15 protein-coding genes and 2 pseudogenes are annotated in these 18846 nt (G+C 58.8%); 6 read left to right on the forward strand and 11 right to left on the reverse strand.

Annotation, left to right across the window (positions count from 1 at the left end):
• Position 1: 1 nt before the first annotated feature.
• Entirely contained in the window at positions 2-499 is a 498-nt protein-coding gene (locus C7477_RS16060; protein ID WP_110753994.1) for a putative HlyD family type I secretion protein, read from the reverse strand.
• Between the two features lie 49 nt (positions 500-548).
• Positions 549-2220, reverse strand: a pseudogene (locus tag C7477_RS16065) (peptidase domain-containing ABC transporter).
• 158 nt (positions 2221-2378) lie between these two features.
• Between C7477_RS16065 and C7477_RS16070 the strand changes: the two are divergent.
• Positions 2379-2762 carry a hypothetical protein gene (locus tag C7477_RS16070; protein WP_110753996.1) on the forward strand — a complete coding sequence of 128 codons (384 nt, stop codon included), beginning with the start codon at positions 2379-2381 and terminating at the stop codon, positions 2760-2762.
• A gap of 132 nt (positions 2763-2894) precedes the next feature.
• Here C7477_RS16070 and C7477_RS16075 read toward each other — a convergent pair.
• Positions 2895-3463 (reverse strand): annotated as a pseudogene (locus C7477_RS16075) (transposase); the annotation flags it as partial.
• A gap of 426 nt (positions 3464-3889) precedes the next feature.
• On the opposite strand from C7477_RS16075, the gene C7477_RS16080 reads away from it, so the two are divergent.
• Complete coding sequence (locus C7477_RS16080; RefSeq protein ID WP_110754065.1) at positions 3890-5245, forward strand: FAD/NAD(P)-binding protein; 1356 nt, start codon at positions 3890-3892, stop codon at positions 5243-5245.
• A gap of 181 nt (positions 5246-5426) precedes the next feature.
• Complete coding sequence (locus C7477_RS16085; protein WP_110753997.1) at positions 5427-5576, forward strand: DUF3563 family protein; 150 nt, start codon at positions 5427-5429, stop codon at positions 5574-5576.
• A 121-nt stretch (positions 5577-5697) separates the two neighbouring features.
• Here C7477_RS16085 and C7477_RS16090 read toward each other — a convergent pair whose 3' ends face one another.
• The 8 genes from C7477_RS16090 to C7477_RS16125 all read right to left on the reverse strand — a co-directional run bounded on the left by C7477_RS16090 (position 5698) and on the right by C7477_RS16125 (position 14993).
• Positions 5698-6912, reverse strand: a complete 1215-nt coding sequence (locus tag C7477_RS16090) for a multidrug effflux MFS transporter (protein ID WP_110753999.1) — start codon at positions 6910-6912, stop codon at positions 5698-5700.
• A gap of 126 nt (positions 6913-7038) precedes the next feature.
• Positions 7039-8040, reverse strand: a complete 1002-nt coding sequence (locus tag C7477_RS16095) for an ABC transporter ATP-binding protein (protein WP_110754000.1) — start codon at positions 8038-8040, stop codon at positions 7039-7041.
• Positions 8037-9017, reverse strand: coding sequence for an ABC transporter ATP-binding protein (locus tag C7477_RS16100; protein WP_110754001.1), 981 nt, complete (start codon positions 9015-9017; stop codon positions 8037-8039). The genes C7477_RS16095 and C7477_RS16100 overlap by 4 nt, the downstream gene beginning before the upstream one ends.
• Complete coding sequence (locus tag C7477_RS16105; protein WP_110754003.1) at positions 9014-9922, reverse strand: ABC transporter permease; 909 nt, start codon at positions 9920-9922, stop codon at positions 9014-9016. Before C7477_RS16105 ends, C7477_RS16100 begins: the two co-directional genes overlap by 4 nt.
• A 4-nt stretch (positions 9923-9926) precedes the next feature.
• Entirely contained in the window at positions 9927-10901 is a 975-nt protein-coding gene (locus C7477_RS16110; protein WP_110754004.1) for an ABC transporter permease, read from the reverse strand.
• Between the two features lie 11 nt (positions 10902-10912).
• Positions 10913-12523: a gamma-glutamyltransferase gene (ggt, locus tag C7477_RS16115; RefSeq protein WP_110754006.1), complete on the reverse strand. Its 1611-nt coding sequence runs from the start codon at positions 12521-12523 to the stop codon at positions 10913-10915.
• Positions 12520-13374, reverse strand: a complete 855-nt coding sequence (locus tag C7477_RS16120) for an alpha/beta hydrolase (RefSeq protein ID WP_110754008.1) — start codon at positions 13372-13374, stop codon at positions 12520-12522. The genes ggt and C7477_RS16120 overlap by 4 nt, the downstream gene beginning before the upstream one ends.
• 56 nt (positions 13375-13430) lie before the next feature.
• Positions 13431-14993 carry an ABC transporter substrate-binding protein gene (locus tag C7477_RS16125; protein ID WP_110754010.1) on the reverse strand — a complete coding sequence of 521 codons (1563 nt, stop codon included), beginning with the start codon at positions 14991-14993 and terminating at the stop codon, positions 13431-13433.
• Between the two features lie 197 nt (positions 14994-15190).
• Between C7477_RS16125 and C7477_RS16130 the strand changes: the two genes are divergently transcribed.
• From C7477_RS16130 to C7477_RS16140, 3 genes are all read left to right on the forward strand, one after another.
• A complete protein-coding gene (locus C7477_RS16130; RefSeq protein ID WP_110754012.1) occupies positions 15191-15958 on the forward strand; it encodes an IclR family transcriptional regulator in 768 nt (255 codons plus the stop codon).
• A 213-nt stretch (positions 15959-16171) separates the two neighbouring features.
• On the forward strand, positions 16172-17653 hold the full coding sequence (locus C7477_RS16135) for an efflux transporter outer membrane subunit (protein ID WP_110754013.1): 1482 nt from the start codon (positions 16172-16174) through the stop codon (positions 17651-17653).
• Positions 17650-18846, forward strand: a complete 1197-nt coding sequence (locus C7477_RS16140) for an efflux RND transporter periplasmic adaptor subunit (RefSeq protein WP_110754015.1) — start codon at positions 17650-17652, stop codon at positions 18844-18846. The genes C7477_RS16135 and C7477_RS16140 overlap by 4 nt, the downstream gene beginning before the upstream one ends.

Genomic DNA, 18846 nt, shown 5'->3' on the forward strand with positions numbered 1-18846 from the left:
TTCAATGGGGGAAACAACTGGAGACCATGTCATAAGGCATGAGCCTAGACCATGCTCTACAAATCAAACTAGACGGCCCTCGCCGCAGGCATACGGCGATGACGAGTTTTTCCTCCCCATACCCCCTGTTTCCCACCTTTTCTTTTCGAATATTTGCTTTTCCGGTATCGACGAAGCGCGCATCGGATGGATCAATGGTGGATAGAGGAACGAGTATGGCCCGTGCAACCGCCAGTTCCTGATGTTGCCGCGCGATGTCGGCCTCGATTTGTTTGATCTCGCTTCCGTTTCTCGCGGTATCCATCAATAAGAGTACATCTCCGGCTTTGACGGCTTGTCCCTCAGTTGCGAGGATTTTCGTGATCTTTCCGTTGGAGTGCGGCTGCACCACCTGGACCCTGCCGGTAGGAATAACCTTTCCTTGACCGCGAGCTACGATCTCGGTCTTCCGATGTAACTGCCAACAACGACTGCGGAGAACAAAATGATCAGTAGCCATGCTGTCAATCGCAACGTGGGAGACGCGGTGTTTTCATCGCTATTTCTGGTCATTTTCGGCCTCCCGATTGTGTTCGGGGTGGATTGAGATCGATCACGCCGACCGGGTCCTTGTCGAATAATTTAGGGTCATGCGAGATGACGACTAGTGTCTTGTCCTTGGCGAGCATTTTAAGCGTCTTGATGATGAGATGCGCCGATCCCGGGTCGAGCGAACTCGTCGGCTCATCAAGGATCAACGCCTTAGGGTCCTGAAGCAGCGCCCTTGCCAGAGCGATACGTTGCCGTTGGCCGCCGGAGAGATGTCCACCAGCCTCACCGACCTCTGTGTGTATCCCGTTAGGAAGATCGGCAACAAAAGTGCTGGCGCTTCCAGCCAATGCTCGTGCAATTTCCATATCTGTCGCGTCGGGCTTGGCCATCAGCAGATTGTCGCGGATGGACCCGGAAAAGAGGTCGGCCTCTTGTGGCAGATAGGCAATTGTCTGCCTGACACTGCGAGCCTCGTGCTCTGCCAGATCGCTGTCATTGGCAACGATATGACCATTATCGGGCATGTAAAGACCGCTTGCAAGCTTGGCCAATGTTGATTTGCCGCAGCCCGAGTTTCCAATAATGAGAGTTGGGCGCCCCGGTCCTATATCGGTGCTGAAATCCTGAATGACAGGGCGGTCGGGGGAATATCCGAATGACACCCTATGGAACCGCAAGGTCAATGGCCCCTCAATTTTAAGCGGCGGTTTATCCGTCTTTGTTTCCGGCTCAACATTCAGGAAATCGCCTAAGCGCAGGCGTGCAATCCGCAGCCCCTGCCATTGCTCCCATTAGAGAAGACAAAGACATGATCGGGCCAGAGACATAACCGGCCAGCATGTTAAAGGCGATCAGTTGACCGAGCGTGATTTCATTGCGGAATACGAGCTGACAGCCGATATAGATCGTGATGATATTAGAAGCACTCCCCAGAATATCCCCAATGAAGCCATTCAGGATATTCAGCTTGGTGACCCGAAAGCCCATAGCAATGCTATGGCGTAACGTCTCCTGAAACCGCTCGGTCTGAAGACGCTCCGATGCCAGCGCCTTGACTGTGGTGTCGTTGCCTAACGTTTCCACCAGACGCGCCTGATGCCGTGATCCGGCCAAGAATGCTTCCTGCATTCGCCGCCTAATGAGCGGCCCCATGGCGCTGAATGTTGCGATTTCCAGAGGGAGGGTGACCAGCATACCGCCGTCAGGAATGGGCTGATCGCCAGCATCGCCGCGAGATAGATGACGGCGAAGAGAGCGTCGAGCGCAATGCCCATCACCGTTCCCGTCAGGAAAGCGCGTACCGTGTCGATCTCGCCGATGCGGGCGAGGGTTTCGCCCACCGGCCAGCGCTGGAGAAACTGCAAAGGCAGATCGAGCACATGCGTAAAAATGCGCCGCGCCAATTCGGTGACCAGCCGCCATGTGGTTGCCGAGATAGGCCGCCAAGGCGCTTAAAGTGGCGGAGAAAATAGTTGTCGCTATCAGGATGACGACAATAAGTGATAACGTCGCCTCGCGCTGAAAGGGGAGCACACGATCAATAATCGCCTGGAATACGAACGGTTGCACCAAGCCCAGAAGACGCAGAACGATGGCAATGACTGCTAGTTCGACGAGGTACGGAGTATACCTGAAGGTTGATTTTGTGAACCAGGACAGCAGTGCTGGCTTGGATTGGTTTTCATTCATGTAAAAATTTCGCTTGATATGATATCTTGCGAAAAATTGTAGAGCAATTTTAGGCCTAAATCAGGTTTTCTTAGTCACAAATGCTTTACTGTCGCTATAGTCATGGTTGCTTTATTGTGAAAAATCACAGGTTTCTTTCCAGAAGGAGGGGAATTGCTATGTTATCCGAATTGCAATCTTGGCATTTTATGATTCCACTTGTTGGGGCGGCGGCAGTGGGTATTTCGTTATATTTATTTGAAAAATGTAAGCAAAGATGGCCGGCTATCGCTTGGGCAAAACAGCTTTCTATTGCGGTAAGCGCTGCGATTGGCATCAGTGTAGGAGAACTTATTTTTTCAGAGGAAGGAATTTCGTTATTAGAATTTATATATATTCTAATTATAGCAGCGATAATCGGTTTGATGTTTTCTTTGTTTGAGAGATGGGCGCAAAAACGGCCAAGGTTGGCGCGGTGGCGGATTCCCCTTGCGTTTATAATCGCAATGGTAGCTTATTTTATAATCATTATAGTTTCTTATTATATACCAGGATTGCATTGAAGCTATCCGTTAGGTACGGGGTTTGGTTCCTGTGACAAATGAGGTAAAGTATTATTTTACGCAGCATAATAACATCACATTTAAAACAAAATCCGGCCCAACTAGGTATCCAGGTTCACAAACGCTTTACTAGAGGCCATTTTCCCGCATCAGCCGGGCGGTTCGCCGTCGACCGATGGCAAAGCCGCTGGCCTGCAATTCCCGCGTCATGCGCGGACTGCCGTAGGTCTCATGAGAAAGCGCGTAGGCCGAACGCACATGCGCCAGCATCACCATGTCCTTCTGCTGCCGGCAACTGGCAGGTCGATCCTTCCAGGCAAAATAGCCGCTCTGGCTGACGCCCAGAACCTTGCAAAGACGGTGTGCGGGGAATTCCGTTTTCGCCTGGTCGATGAAACGAAACTTCATCGACTTCCCTCCTTGGCGAAAAAAGTTGCGGCCCGCTTCAATATCTCGCGCTCCTGCCGCAGGATTTCGTTCTCCCGGCGCAACCGTTTCAGCTCGGCCGCCATATCTTCATTCTGGGCTGAATGCGCCGGATCGTCCATCGCCTGATCCCGGCTCCGGCCAATCCAGCGCACCAGCGTCGATAAGCCAATTCCAAGATCCTGTGCAATCTCACGCTGCGTCCGGCCGCTCGTCTGCGCCAGCCGGACCGCTTCCTTCTCAAATTCCTTCGTAAAATTCTTCTGCTTCGGCATCCAGGTTTCCTTTCAACTCAGGGATACCTCTCCACTTTTCCGAAGCAAGTCCAATCTAACTGGATTGCGGACGGGATCGAAGATATTCAGGTATGCCTACATTATGCTCCCTGTCCGCTTAGCGTTGTGCCTCGCGCCTTTATTCTACTTACAATGTTCTACGCCGCAGTACGGAATAATCGCAGCGGTCGCCGATCAGTGAGACTTGGTTGAGCGCAATTACCAGATCCGAGGTAAGAGGTAAGGCATTTGGACTTTATACGACGGTCCTATCATTGGGGTTCGCTATAGGCCTAGCGACAATAATGTTCTTTCACGATGCGAGGAGTAGCTTTTTTGTGGGCTTTTTTAGGCCCATCTCGTCTGCTATGCGTATACCCTTGAAAACTGACGGGCTTTAAATCTCAGTTGCTGGGACGTGATCTTTTGGTCTACGATATCGCGGTTGTCGGTTCCGGATTTTCCGCCATTGCGGTTACGATACACCTCTTACAGCTGTTGCCGCCGACACGGTCGATCGCTGTTATCGGGGACGATCCGGAGTTTGGCCGAGGCGCCGCCTATCGGTCAGAATTCCATCTGCATCGTTTAAACGTGCCGGCAGCGCGCATGAGCGTTTTTCCGGAATCCCCGGATGATTTCGTCGACTGGCTGCGCCGTCGAGGGAAAAATGCTACCCTGAACGCGTTTGCGCCGCGAAGCGATTACGGTCTCTATTTGCGGGACACCTTGGCGGCACTTTTAAGGAAACGCGACCGGGCCAGGCTGGACCTTATCCGTGCGAAGGCGACGGCATGCCTCGGACGCAGTGAAACGGGGATCGTGTTTCGGCTGGATAATTCAGACGAATTAACCGCGCGGAACGTTGTTCTATGCGTGGGTATGAATAATGCTCGACTTCCGCTTGGGTCCGATAGAGTCGATGAACGCGCGCGGCAATCTATTGTCGATAATCCCTGGAGGCTTGGCTGGCTTTCGAAGGTGAAGCCCGACGAAACGCTATGCATCCTGGGTTCCGGTCTCACGATGATTGACCAGGTGCTTGCGCTCCGCCAGCACGGCCATCGGGGAAAGATCCACGTCCTGTCCCGTCGGGGGCTGCTTCCTCATGCCCATCTCTCCAGCGTTCCAGGCCCGGTTCCGGTACAATTACCCGAAGCTAGCCGGGAGATCAGCCATATCCTGGCCAGCCTGCGGCGGCAGGCTGGAGCCGCTGCGAATTGGCGTTGTGTCATGGATGGGCTGCGTCCGCTCACCCGGCAACTGTGGCAGTCATTGACGGCCGAACAGCGGGCACGATTTCTACGCCATGCGCTCCCATGGTGGAATATTCATCGCCATCGCATCCCGCCGGCGATTTCTGAGCGGTTCGATAGCTTGGTCAGGGATGGGACCGTGACTATTCAAGCCGGCCTTCTGCATTCCATCTCGAAAGAAAATGGAGGGGTCAATCTTCATTATCGTCCCCGTGGAAGGTCGGATGACCTGGCGCTCCAGGTAAACCGCATCATCAATTGCACGGGGCTGGAACGGGCGGGGATCGACCATTCGCCTCTGCTCAGGGATATGCGGCAGGGCGGACTTCTGCGCGCCGACACGCTCGGTTTCGGGATCGACGTTAACGCGGCTTCCCAGGTGTTGCGCGGCAATGGAAAGCCACATCAGGACATTTTTGCAATCGGGGCGCTTACCGCCGGGCAATTTTGGGAAATCACCGCGGTGCCGGATATCCGGGTGCAGGCCCAGAAAGTCGCGCAGGCTCTGATGTCCAATTCGCTATAGCCCGGACGCAACCATCCGACCGCGAGCACTGCCGGCAAGATGGTTCATTATCTTTGTTAAAAATATGGAATTCCCAGCCATGCATGCATTGCAAGCCTGCATCGGACAATTCCGTAGTAGTAGCGCTGTTCATGGCAATGTATTTCTGACGAACAAGCTAACTTCCGCCAAGGAGTACCCCATGATCAAGCCAATCAGACGCTTCGTAAAAGCTCTTCGCGGCCGTTCTCGAGATGAGAAAGAATTCGCATATCTTTCGGAGGCTCGCGATTTGATCGACCTGGAATACCGGCAACGTCAGATCGATCGCGGACTTTTGGGCGGACGCTAGAGCGGTATGCAATTAAGCTGAATCGGGCATTCCGCTCTAAGTCTTTGTTTTAGCTGCATGATCTTATCCGAAAAGTCTACAACTTTTCGGGATCATGCTCTAGGGCCGCGCAGCTGGCATCCTACCTGACGGCCACCACCGGCGCGGCGCTGCCCCGCGCCGACAGCTCGGACAGAATGAGGGAAATGGCCCCCGCGAGAAAAAAGCCGGCCGACAGATTGAACGCGGTGCCGTCATAGAACACGCCCATCGCGACAGCGAACAAGGTCGCGACGAGGCTCGATCCCGACGCAATCAGCGATGCGCCCAGACCGGCGACCTCACCGAGCGAGCGCATGGCCATGGCATTCAGATTACCGAAGAGAACGCCGATAGCGAAAAAGGCGGCGAAGCCGAGCAGCATGAGAACGGCAAGCGGTGGCCGTCCGTCCCAAAGGGTGGATGCAAGCAGCATTAAAAGACCTGTCGAGGCCAGGCCCAGAAAGGCTGGGCGCGCCATGGTGTCCATTCCAAAGCGCTGCACAAGTTTGCCATTGAGAAACGAGGCAAGTCCTATTCCCGCCGCCAGCGCCGCAAAATAGAAGGGAAAGGTTTCCGCGATCCCGTAGACATCGAGGAAGAGATCGGCTGCCGTGCCGAGATAGAGAAGCTGCGCGCCGAACACGAAACCGGTGGCTGCAATCAGCATGACCACGCGGCGGTTCGACAGGATGCGCCGGCCATTCGTCAGGAGCAGCTTCGGGCGGAAGGCTATTCGTTTATCGACGGGTAATGTTTCCGGTTGCCGCAGCACCAGCCAAAGGCCGAGCAGGCCAGCCACCACGAGATAGAGCAGAAAAACACCGCGCCACCCTGCGACCGCGATAATGCCCTGTCCGAGGGCGGGAGCCAGCATCGGCACCAGAATGAAAAGCGTGAACATGAAGGACATGACACGCGCCATGGCATCGCCTTCGAACTGGTCACGGATCATGGCCCGCGTCGCGATCTTGGGGCCGGCAACGCCTGCGCCCTGAAGGAACCGGCCGAGGATCACCATTTCGAGCGACCCGGCCAGCATGGCTATGACCGTGCCGACGGCATAAACGCTAAGGCCGAGGACAAGCGCTTTCTTTCGCCCGATGGCGTCCGACAGTGGCCCGAGAAACAACTCGCCAAACGCCATTCCGAAGATGAAGAGCGATATGACATGCTGGGTCGACAGGGGAGGCGTGACGCCGACATCCGCTCCGATCTGCCGCAACCCCGGCAGAAGCGCGTCGATGCTGATCGAGGTGATAGACGTCAAAAGGGCATAGAGAGCGATGCGCTCGCGGAAACTGATCGAAAGGGTCATTGGCCTTTTGCACATATGTGCCGGCTGAGCGGCGCGAAAACGAGGTGGAAGGTAATCACCCGATGGTATGGATGCTTCGGCATCTCAGCGTCAATGGCCGCGGCGAATATCCGCGAAGCGCCTGACTTAAGAATTGAGGTGGCAGGCGGAGAAATGTCCCGGTGCGACCTCCCTCTTCACAGGAATTTCCTCCCTGCAACGGGCCGTAGCGAGGGGGCAACGGGGGTGAAAATGGCACCCTTTGGGGGGATTGAGGGGGCTGGGAAGTTCGCCCTCGACCGCCTTGAAGCGGCGCTTCCCCGGCTCGATGCGCGGCACCTCGGCAAGCAGGGCCCGGGTGTAGGGATGGTTGGCGTGCCTGAATATTTCCTCGACCGGAGCCTCCTCCACGATCCGGCCCAGATACATGATCGCCACGCGATCCGATATGTGCTCGACCACGCCCAGATCATGGCTGACGAAGAGATAGGTGAGGTCGAGCTTGTCGCGCAGTTCCATGAACAAGTTGATGACCTGCGCCTGGATGGAAACGTCGAGCGCCGCAACACTTTCATCACAGACGAGGAATTTGGGCTGGACCGCGAGCGCCCGTGCGATGTTCACGCGCTGCCGCTGGCCGCCTGAAAACTGGTGCGGGAACCGTTTCTTCATCGCCGGATCGAAGCCCGCCAGCGTCAGATATCTATCGACGTAAGCGTTTCGTTCGGGTGCCCGGGCGAGGCCATGGGTGTGGGGCGCCTCCCAGATCAGGTCTTCCACCGTCATGCGCGGATTGAGCGCCGCCATCGGGTTCTGGAAGATCATCTGGGTGGCGAGACCGAGCTCATGCCGCTGGCGGCCTGTCATCGCACCGCGATCCACACCCTTCCATAGGATGTGACCGGCGCTCGGATTTGTTATCCCCGCGATGACGCGGCCCAGCGTCGATTTTCCGCAGCCGCTTTCGCCGACGAGGCCGACGACTTCTCCTTCGCGGATGGTGAGGCTGACATCGTCGAGCGCGTGGACGACGGGGGCGGGCTTCGCCAGTTTCAGTTTGAGCGCGATTTTTGCGGCCAGATCCGGTTTCGCGCCGAAGCGCTGCGAAACATTTCTGGCTTCGATCAGGGGCGCACCGGTCGCCATCATGATGCACTCTCATTCATTACGGGGTGGAAGCAGCGGAAGGACCGAGCGCCTTCCGGCGCGAGATCAGGCAGGCGCAAGCAGCCATTCGTCGCCCGATCACATCGCGCGCGGAAGCTGCAGCCCTTCGGCAGGCGGTCGATCGCCGGCGTCATGCCCCGGATCTGGCGCAGCGGTTCTCCCCGCCGGTTCTGGGACGGGACGGAGGCGATCAGGCCTGCCGTATAGGGATGGCGCGGATCGGTCAGCACCTGGCCCACCGGCCCGGTCTCGACCAGCCGGCCCGCATACATGACAGCGATTTCGTCGGCGAGGCGCGAGACGATCGCCAGATCGTGGGTGATCCAGATCACCGCCGTGTTGGCCTCCTCGGTGAGGCGCTGGAATTCCGAGATGATCTGGCTCTGGATCGTCACGTCGAGCGCCGTGGTCGGCTCGTCGGCGATGATCAGGTCCGGCTTGTGGAGAAGCGCGATGGCAATCGCCACCCGCTGGCGCATTCCGCCGGAAAATTGATGCGGATAGGCGGACAGCCGTTCCTCGGGGCTCGGTATGCCGACCAGCCCCAGCGCATCCCGCGCCCTTTGCCGGGCGGCGTCTTTGGACACAGGATCGTGCGCCTGAACCGCTTCGATCATCTGCGTACCGATGGTGAGGACGGGATTAAGCGTCGTCATCGGGTCCTGGAACACCATGGCGATGCGACGCCCACGCAATTGCCGCATCTCGTCGTCGGAATACCCGGCGATATCCTCGCCATCGAACAGCACCTGGCCGCCGGCAATGCGTCCAGGCTTTTCGAGAAGCCGCATGATCGAGAAGCCGGTGACGGATTTTCCCGAGCCGGATTCGCCGACGAGGCCCAGCACCTTGCCGCGCTCGACCGTAAAGGACACTCCGTTTACAGCCCTGAGACCGGGCCGGTCCTTGCCCCCGCCGAACTCGGTGACGAGATTGCTTACCTCCAGCAGCGGCGTCATGACATGCTCCTCGGATTGAGGACATCGCGGAGCCGGTCGCCGACGAGATTGATGGCGACGATGGTGATGAGAAGCGCGATGCCGGGGAAGAAGCTGATCCAGTAAAGGCCGGTCAGGAGATATTGATAGCCCGACGAGATCAGCATGCCGAGCGACGGCTCGGTGACCGAAGCGCCGAGACCGAGGAAGGACAGGGTCGCCTCCAGTCCGATGGCCCTTGCCACCTGCATTGTCGCGATGACGATGACGGGCGCAAGGCAGTTTGGCAGCAGGTGCCGGAAAAGAATGCGCCATCCGGGCAATCGCAACATGCGCGCCGCCTCGATATATTCCTTTTCCCGCTCCACCAGGGCGATGCCGCGCACCGTGCGGGCATAGGTGGCCCATTCGGCTATGATCAGCGCGATGACCACGTTCATAACGCCCTTGCCGAGAATAGCGAGCATCATCAACGCCATCAGGATGGTGGGCAAGGACAGTTGCAGGTCAACGAGCCGCATGATGATGGTTTCAGTGCGCCGTCCTCTATAGGCGGCGATAAGGCCGATGGTGGTCCCGATGATGGCGGCGGCGAAAGCCGAGAGCACGCCCACTATCAGCGAGGTCCTGAGTCCGTAGAGAATGCCCGACAGGATGTCGCGCCCCTGGCTATCCGTGCCAAGATGATACACAAGGCCGCTCATGGATTCCGATCCCGGCGCCAGCCTTCCATCCATGATGTCGAGCTGCATCAGGTCATAGGGGTTCTGCGGGGAAATCCATGGCGCCAGAAGCGCCAGCCCGCAGATGATGATGAGCGTGACGAACCCGGTAGCCGCAACGGGGGAAGCGAAGAAATCCGTTATGCCTTTCCTGAGCCGGCCACGTTCGGATGCCGCGATAGTCGTGTCTTCCAGTTCGGTCATGGCTTCATGCCTTCGCATCCAGCCGGATCCGCGGATCCAGGATTGTGTAACAAACGTCGATAATGAAATTCAGGACGACGAAGAGCAGCACCATCATCATCAGGTAGGCGACGATAACCGGCCGATCGAGAAGGTTGATCGAGTCGATGATGAGCTTGCCCATGCCCGGCCACGCGAAGATGCTTTCCGTCACCACGGAGAAAGCGATCAGCGAGCCGAATTCAAGGCCGATGATGGTGACGACAGGGATCATCAGGTTTTTGAGCACATGCACGGCGATGATCCGGCTTTCCCGCAATCCCTTGGCACGGGCGAATTTCACATAATCCTGCGGCAGCACTTCCTGAACCCCGGCGCGCACCAGGCGTAGGATCAGCGATGTCTTGAACAGCGCCAGATTGAAGGCGGGAAGAATGAGGTGCCGCATTCCCTCCCATGTCAGGAAGGACCATTCCACGCCGAAAAGCGCCAGCGTCGGGCCGCGGCCATTGGTGGGCAGCCAGCCAAGCTCCACCGAGAACACCATGACCAGCATGAGCCCGACCCAGAATGTCGGCAGCGAAAAGCCCAGAACCGAGCCGCTCATGATGATTCGGGAGGAAATCCGGCCCGGATAAAGCCCGGCGTAAAGCCCCAGGGGCAGGCCGAAGACGAGCGCAATGACGAGCGCAGTGATGGCGAGCTCCAGCGTTGCCGGCAGGCGCTCGAGGATGAGGCCAAGCGCGGGGCGGCCATAGACGAAGCTGTCGCCGAAATCGCCGCGCAGCAAGCCCTGCAGGAACAGGAGATATTGCTTCCAAAGCGGCTGATCGAGGCCGTAATGGGCGATGACGCGGGCGCGCTCCGCCTGATTGGCATCCGGATTGATCAGGATGTCCACCGGATTGCCGATTACGCTGACGCCGATGAAGACGATGACGGTCATCGCAAGGATGACGAACAGCGCCTGCATCAGCCGCCTGATGATGGATGTAACCATGCTAGTCCTCCTTACGCCACGGAGATGGCTACCCCGTCGCGCTGCGGATCGGCGGCGCCCCTGGAGACGCCGTCCTCGATCTTGATCGCATGGACCGCGGCGAAGGCATAGGTTTGCGGCGACCGCGCGACTTTATAGCCCAGCGCCCGCAACTCGCGTTCCACCGAGCGGCGGATGCGGTTGCAGATGTCTATGGTGTTCGACACGCCCACGACCCTTGGCGCGGAAACGGCCTCGAGCACGGGCATGTCGAAATCGATCATGTTCATCAGGCATTGTGCAACAGAAGGCGCGATATAGCTGCCGCCCGGCGCGCCGATGACGATGCTGGGCTCGTCACCCTTGAAGACGATCGTCGGGGCCGCGGAGCTGGGCCGGCGCTTGCCCGGCGCGATGGAACCCGGCTTGCCGGGAACCGGATTGAAGCGGCTCATGGTGCCGTTATACATGAAGCCAAGCCCGTCCGTGATCGCGCCCGAGGGGCTGCCGAGCGTATGGGTCAGGGCGACGGCGTTGCCATCCTTGTCCACTACGGAAATATGCGTCGTGTCGCGCTGGGAGCGATCGAGACGCGATACATTGGCGATTTTCTCCGCCCGGATCGAGCGGGCATGTTCCGCGGCATGATCTCTCGACAGCAACTTCCCATAGGGCACTTCCACATAGGCCGGATCGCCCATATGGGCGTCCTTGTCGATGGTCATGCGCTTCATGGCCTCGAAGAGGATGCGCACATGCTCGGTACTGCCATGCCGCATCGCGCCCACATCGAACTCTTCCATGATGTGCAGCAGTTCCAGCATCGGGAAACCGGAACCCGGGGGCGGCGACGACGCAATCCGGTTGCCGCGATACTCGCCCCAGATCGGCGCAACCCGTGACAATTCATAGCGGGCCAGGTCCTCGCGACCGATCAGTCCGCCATTGGCCTTGAAGTCATCAGCGATCTCATCGGCGATTTCGCCATGATAGAAGATGTCCGCCCCGCCGCTTCGTGCGATCCTTTCGAGCGTTCGGGCCATGTCGGTGTTGACGAGGGTGTCGCCGACATTCCTGACCTGGCCGTCCTCATGGAAATAGACGCGGCGCCCCGTGGACGAGAAGCGCAGCTTGTCCAGCGTGTTGGCGAAGCCGTCGTCCGACTGGTCCTTGGTCCAGTACCAGTGCATGTGGTTGCGGATCATGAAGCCGTCGCGCGCGTAGCGGATCGCGGGCGCGATCAAATCGGCCCAGTCGAATGTGCCGTAATCGCGGAGCGCCGTCTCGTAGCCCTTGAGCGAGCCGGGCGTGCAGACCGCCAGATAGCCGATGTCGGAGATATTGTCCTCGAGGACATAGCCGAAGCCGTCGCGGCTCTGGTGCCTGATCTTGTCCACCCACATATCGGGCGTCGCCTTGAGGGGGGCTCGGGCATAGAATTCGAGGATCTCGTGCACGCCCTTCTTCGGCATATAGACATGCATGGAGCCGAAGCCCCCGATGCCGGCCATCTGCGGATCCACCACGCCTTGCGTGAAGGCGCAGGCGAGCGCCGCATCCACGGCGTTGCCGCCACGCTCCAGAACTTCCGCGCCCGCCTCGACCGCCTCGGGTTGAGGCGCAACAATCGTTCCATTCTTCATTTTTCGCGACGGTCCTTCAGCACCTTTGCGAGGAAAGCCTTGACCTGGCTCAGCACCTTGATCCGGTCGTGGGAAACGCCCGGCACGCGGTCGAACGTCACGTCGACACCGGCATCGCGGAAGGATTGCGCCAGCGCGGCGAGGCGTTCGGGGCGGGTTCCGCCCGCGTCGTTCGCGCCGTCCATGTAATATTTGCCGCCCGGTCTATGGGTGATTTCCCAGGTTTCGAGATCGGCATCGCCGACGACCATATGGACCGGCACCTTGGCGAGTTCCTCGGGCCGGAACGGTTTGCCGAAACGGCTCTCGATGTCGCGGATGCCGACCCACCAGTCGCGGGTAGGGTCCAACAGCGTGACGGAGCCCGGCGCGCCGATGGACGCCGCCCAGAGCTTTTCGGGATGCAGGATTGCGAAGCGATGGGTGAAATGGCCGCCGCCGGAAAAGCCGAACATGGCGAATTTCGCCCAGTCCTGCCGGTATTTGGCCGCCATTTCCGCGACCATGGCGATGACCGTCTGATCGTAGCGGATATCGCCTTCTTCCATAAATTTGTAGCCGGAGCGCGCGCCGTCACCGAAGATGCCGACGGGAAAGATCGGGCACAGGATGGCGCAGTCATTATAGAGCCCGAATTCGGCAAAGCCGTCGCGGAAATCGATGGCCGAGGTGCGGCCCGTGCCATGCACCGCCACCAGGAGGTCGAGCTTGCGCCCGTCGGCGGCGGTTGGCGGCACATAGAGCACCATATGGAGGCGGGGATCGACCTTGGAGGCGAAGATGGCCGTCTGGCCATAATCATAGACGGCCGCCGCCCGGGCGACGGCTTCGCCCGTTCCGAGTTCCTGCATGAATGTCTCCTGGAGAAATGGAGAGGGCCGCTGATGGCGCAGCCCTCAAATAATGATTAGTTCGCCGGCTTCACTTCGTAAGCGAGCGTGTATTTGTCGCCGCGCGGGGTGTAGGCGACGGTCTTCTTCGCGCCCAGCACCACGTTTTCGTAATGCAGCGGAAGGAGCCAGAGATTGTTGAAGGTCCGCACCGACAAGTCTTCCAGCAATGGCTCGCGCTCCGCTTCGGCGAGCGTGGAACTGGCCTTGGCGAGAACCTCGTCGATCTGAGGATCGGAGATTCCGCCGCCATTATAGCGTCCGGTGCCCTTCTTCTCGTCGCGGGTGGCGACGACGGCCACCGTCGGATTGGTGGTCTCGCCGGAATTGACGCCCCAGGAGCCGAAGTAGACGCTGTAATCGCCCCTCGCATAGGCATCCGAATACATCGCCCAGGGCAGCACCTCGACCTTCGTCTTGATGCCGATGCGGGTGAACATCTGGCCTACGGCCTGCAGGACTTCCGCATCCTTGACGTAGCGTCCGGAAGGACCGTGAATGGTCAGGCTGAATCCGTCAGGGTAACCGGCTTCCGCCAGAAGGGCTTTTGCCGCAGCGGCATCGTAACCAACCTTTTCAACCTTGCCGGAATGGCCGGCATAACCCTCGGCGACGAACTGGTCTGCAAGCGTGCCGTTCTTCTGCATGACGCGGTCGACGATTGCCGGACGGTTGATCGACATCAGCATGGCGCGGCGCACACGAACGTCCTTGAGCGGATTCTTGCCGTCCGCGGCCTGCACGAAGGGCGAGGCGTCGCGGCTGACATCCATGCCGAGATAGACGAAACGCGAGGACTGGCCATTGATGATCTGCAAATCGCCGCTCGATTCCACGCGGGCCATGCCATCGGCGGGCAGGGTTTCGATAATGTCGATCTCATTGGAGAGAAGCGAGGCGAGACGGGCGCCATCGTCGGGCAGGAAGCGCAAGGTGACGCCAGACCAATGCGAGGGGCCGGCGAAATAATTGTCGTTACGCTTCAGCGTCAGATTGCTGCCGGGCGCATAGGAAGCGAACGAGAAAGCGCCCGTGCCGGTCGCGCATTTGCCATTGTCGAAATCCTGCACCGGCGCATCCTTGCAATCGGCGCTGATGATGCGGATGCGGCTGATCGAATTGAGGAGCAGCGGATCCGGAACCTTGGTTTCGACGATGACCGTGTACGGATCTTTCGCCGTCACGCCCGCAATGCTGCGGGTATAGGACGCAAAGCCCTGGCTCGGCTTTTCGCGCGCGCGCAACAGAGAGGCTATGACATCGTCGGCATTGAAGTCGCTGCCGTCATGGAATTTGACGCCTTCGCGCAGCTTGAATTCCCAATGGGTCGGATCGACAGTCTTCCATTGCGTAGCCAGTTCCGGCGCATTGGCGGACTTGCCGGTCAGGTTGATGAGGCTGTCCCAGATATGCCGAGACGTGGCATTGTTGGGGGCGGAACTGTCCTCGTGGGGATCAAGCGTTGTCGGTGTCGTGGACATGCCGATGGTGAGAGGTGTTTCCTGTGCCGCCGCCAAGGCCGGGATGGCGATGGTTCCTAGCAGCGCAAAGGCTGCGCGCATCAATATCGATTGGTTCATTGTTCCCGCTTCCATTTTTGTAAACAAGGCGACCGGTCTTGCTGCCGGCTTGATGAGCGCGCTTGTGCCGCTCTTGGAGGGGAAGCCTAGGAACGGGGGAGGGGGGTGTCAAACACAAAAATCTGATGTTACAGTCATCGTAACATGATTGGGCGACGTTGCCGCGCGTGGGGAAGCAGAGCGGAAAAGGGGGGTGAATGGGCGATTCTGGGGTAAATTCCGATAAAAATGTGCTGGAATCGGTGAACGCGGCGATCAGTGTTCTCATGTATGTCGCCAAGCAGCCGGATGTCAGGCTATCGGAAATCGCGCGGGCCTTGAGCGAAACCAAGCCAAGAATCTTGCGAATGTTACGTACACTGGAACACCGCGGGCTGGTTCGGAAGGACAAAAGCGGCACCTACCGTTTGGGCAACACCGCCATCGTGCTCGGCACCGCCGCCTCGACGCAGGTCGATCTGGTCAGGGTGGCCAATCCCATCCTTGAGCGGTTGGGGCAGAAGGTGAATGAGACGGCCTTTCTGCGGATCATCGATAATGGCGAATCCCTGTGCATCGCAAAATTCGAGCCGATGCGGGATCTGCGTGTGCACTCCCTGATCGGACGGCGGCGACCGCTCTATGCGGGTTCCTACAAACTGCTGCTGGCGTTCCTGCCGCCCCAGGTTCAGGACCAGCTCATTCCCGCCGAGATCAAGAAATTCACCGCAAGGACGATCGTCGACAGGGCGAAGCTGAAGGCCGAGCTGCAGCGCATCCGGGAGGCGGGCCACTGCGTCAGCCAGGGCGAAGTGAGCGAGCAACTCGTGTCGGTTGCCGTGCCGGTATTGGCCTTCGACGGTTCTGTCATCGCTTCCGTCAACATCGCCGCCCCGGCCTTTCGCACGAGCGACAGCGACGTTCAGCGCTACGCGCTTCTGCTGAAAGACGCGGCGAAGAAAATCTCCGAGGGCCTCGGCTGGTAGCTCGTTTTTCAATTTCGCGTTCCATGATCTACATGAAAGTCGACGGACATTGCGGAGCTCAATTTGGTTGCGAGACGCGCGCTTCCTTATAATGTAGTGTTACACCTGATTCTGGTCGCTCCCTGGGATTTCGTTGGCACTGGAAATCTATCGACATGCCTGAAACCCGCCTTACTTTCAGAGCGCTGAATATCAATGCCGCCATGGTGCCGAATGAATTGCCGTATACTGCGATTGGGGGTGGTTTTCACTTCCCCTTTCTTATTGGCGGCATGTGTTGCGGTCGGTCCGGATTACCATAAGCCGGTGGTTCTGGCGCCGGCGGGCTGGAATAGCAAGGCCGACACGCGGGCGCACCGGCTTGGGGAGTGGTGGCGAAACCTCGGGGATCCGGTTCTCGACCGGCTGATAGCGGACGGCATTTCCGGCAGCACCGATGTTGCGACGGCGAAGGCGAAAGTGCGCCAGGCGCGCGCCAATTTCGTCTCCGCTGGAGGCGTACTTTATCCGCAGCTCGATGGTGACGGCAGCTATACGCGGTCGGACATCGGGGCGACAAGAGCGTCGAACCAATTCAGCATGGGTTTCATTACCAAATGGGAGCTCGACCTCTTCGGCGGCAACAAGCGCAGCGTCGAAGCGGCCTATTACAATGCCGAATCCGCCAACGAACAATTGCGCGCGGCCCTCGTAACGCTGATCGGCGATATCGCCACCAACTATGCGAATTTGCGCGGCGCGCAAGCCGATATCGCCATCGCGCAGCGCAATGCGGCGTCACAGCGGCAAACGGTGGCGCTGACGCGCAACCGGCTCGAGGCCGGGCAGATTTCCCAAGTCGATCTCCTGAGCGCCGAAACCGAGGCCGCTTCGACACAGGCGCAAATCCCGGCTCTGCGGATCAGTTACGCGCGATATCTGAACCAGTTATCGGTGCTGACGGGCACCTCTTCACAGGCGCTAGCGGATATTCTCGATAAAGCGCGGCCTATTCCAGCCGTCCCGCGCGGGCTTGCCGCCGGGCTCCCCGCCGATATGCTTCTGAGCCGTCCGGATGTTCGCGCGGCTGAACGCGCCTATGCGAGCGCTACGGCCAGTGTCGGGCAGAAGCAGTCCCTGCTTTATCCGAGCGTTTCGCTGACCGGCAACATCAATACGGGCGGTTCCAATTTCGGCGATCTCGCCAGGCTGTCCACGATCAGCTGGAATTTCGGACCGAGCCTCAGCGTGCCGATTTTCCATGGCGGTCAACTGAGTGCTAACGTAGATGCCGCGCGGGCCGTGCGCGATCAGTCTCTGATTGCCTATCGCAAGGCTGTTCTGACGGCCCTGAGCGAGGTGGAAAATGCCAGCGTTTCGCTCAATCAGAACCGCCTGCGGGCAGCGCAATTACAGAAAATCGTCGCCAATAACCGCAAGATCGTCGCCTTGACCATCGACCAGTACAAGGCCGGCACCAAGGCGTTTTCCGATGTCCTGATCGCACAGCGCAATCTCTTGAGCGCGGAAACCAATCTGAGCCAGGCCAGAATGGACATGGTGGTGAATTATGTGGCCTTGCAAAAAGCGCTGGGCGGCGGCTGGGACGGTTTCATCGACGTCGAAAAACCTGAAGTCGTCGATGGCCCTACCGGTCCGCACATTGTCCAACCGGCTCCGGCGCCCCTGCTTGCAACCGATAAGAGGCCGCTATGAAGCGCAAGCCGCAACGCCGTTTTCGCTGGCGCCTCTGGCTCGCCGTCCTCACCGCATTGCTGGTCGCGGGATATTTTATCGTCCGCTCCCTGACCAGGGAAGAACCGCTGCCGCCGACAATCGCGATCAAGCGCGGCGACATCGAAAGCTCGGTGCTTGCCACCGGCACGCTGCGGCCGAAGAAGCTGGTCGCCATCGGCGCGCAGGCGACGGGGCGCATCCTGTCGCTCAAGGTGCAGCCGGGCCAGCAGGTCAAGGCCGGTGAGGTCGTCGCGCTGATCGACTCGACCAATCAGCTGAACCAGCTGAACAAGGCGCAGGCGACGCTTCGCCAGAACGAAGCCACCCGCGATCAAAATATGGCCGATCTGGAACTTGCGAAAGAGGACCTCGCCCGGAACCAGATGATGATCGGCAAGAATGCCGTCGCGCGCGCGGACTACGACAAGGCGGTCAGCACGGTGAAATCCAAGCAGGCGCAGGTTGCCAATAGCGAAGCGGCGATCGACGCTGCCCAGGTCGATGTGCAGATCGCGGAAACGAACCTCACTTACACGCGCATAACGGCGCCGATCGGTGGAACGATCCTCGCAACCGTCGTTCAGGAGGGCCAGACCGTCAACGCCCAACAGAGCGCTCCGACCATTGCGATCCTCGGCCAGCTCGATACCATGGCCGTGGAAGCCGATATTTCGGAAGCGGACATAACCAAGGTTCGCGTAGGAATGCCGCTCTATTTCACGATAGCCGGCCAGGATTTCAAGCGTTACGACGCCAAGCTTGAAAAGATCGAGCCGGCGCCGGATTCCATCGTCAACGACAAGAGTTTTTCCACGACGGCTTCGGTTGCCTCCTCCGCTTCGCCGTCCGCTTCGGCCATCTATTACAAGGGCATTTTCAACGTTCCCAATCCCGATGGATTGCTTCGAACCTATATGACGGCTGAGGTCCATATCATTCTTGCCAATGCGAAGAATGTCCTGATCGCACCGGTTTCCGCCCTCAAGGACACCGATCAGCCGAACAAGGCGACGGTTCAGGTGCTGGTGGGCAACAAGCTCGAAGAGCGAACCGTCGAGACAGGCATTACCGACAAGATCAACACGGAAATCCTGTCGGGCCTGAAGGAGGGCGACAAGGTGGTCGTCGATGCCAATGCGCCTGTCTCGTCGCGCGGCGCCCTGATGCTGTGA

Source organism: Paramesorhizobium leguminum (genome assembly GCF_003217235.1).
Classification (GTDB): Bacteria; Pseudomonadota; Alphaproteobacteria; order Rhizobiales; family Rhizobiaceae; genus Paramesorhizobium; species Paramesorhizobium leguminum.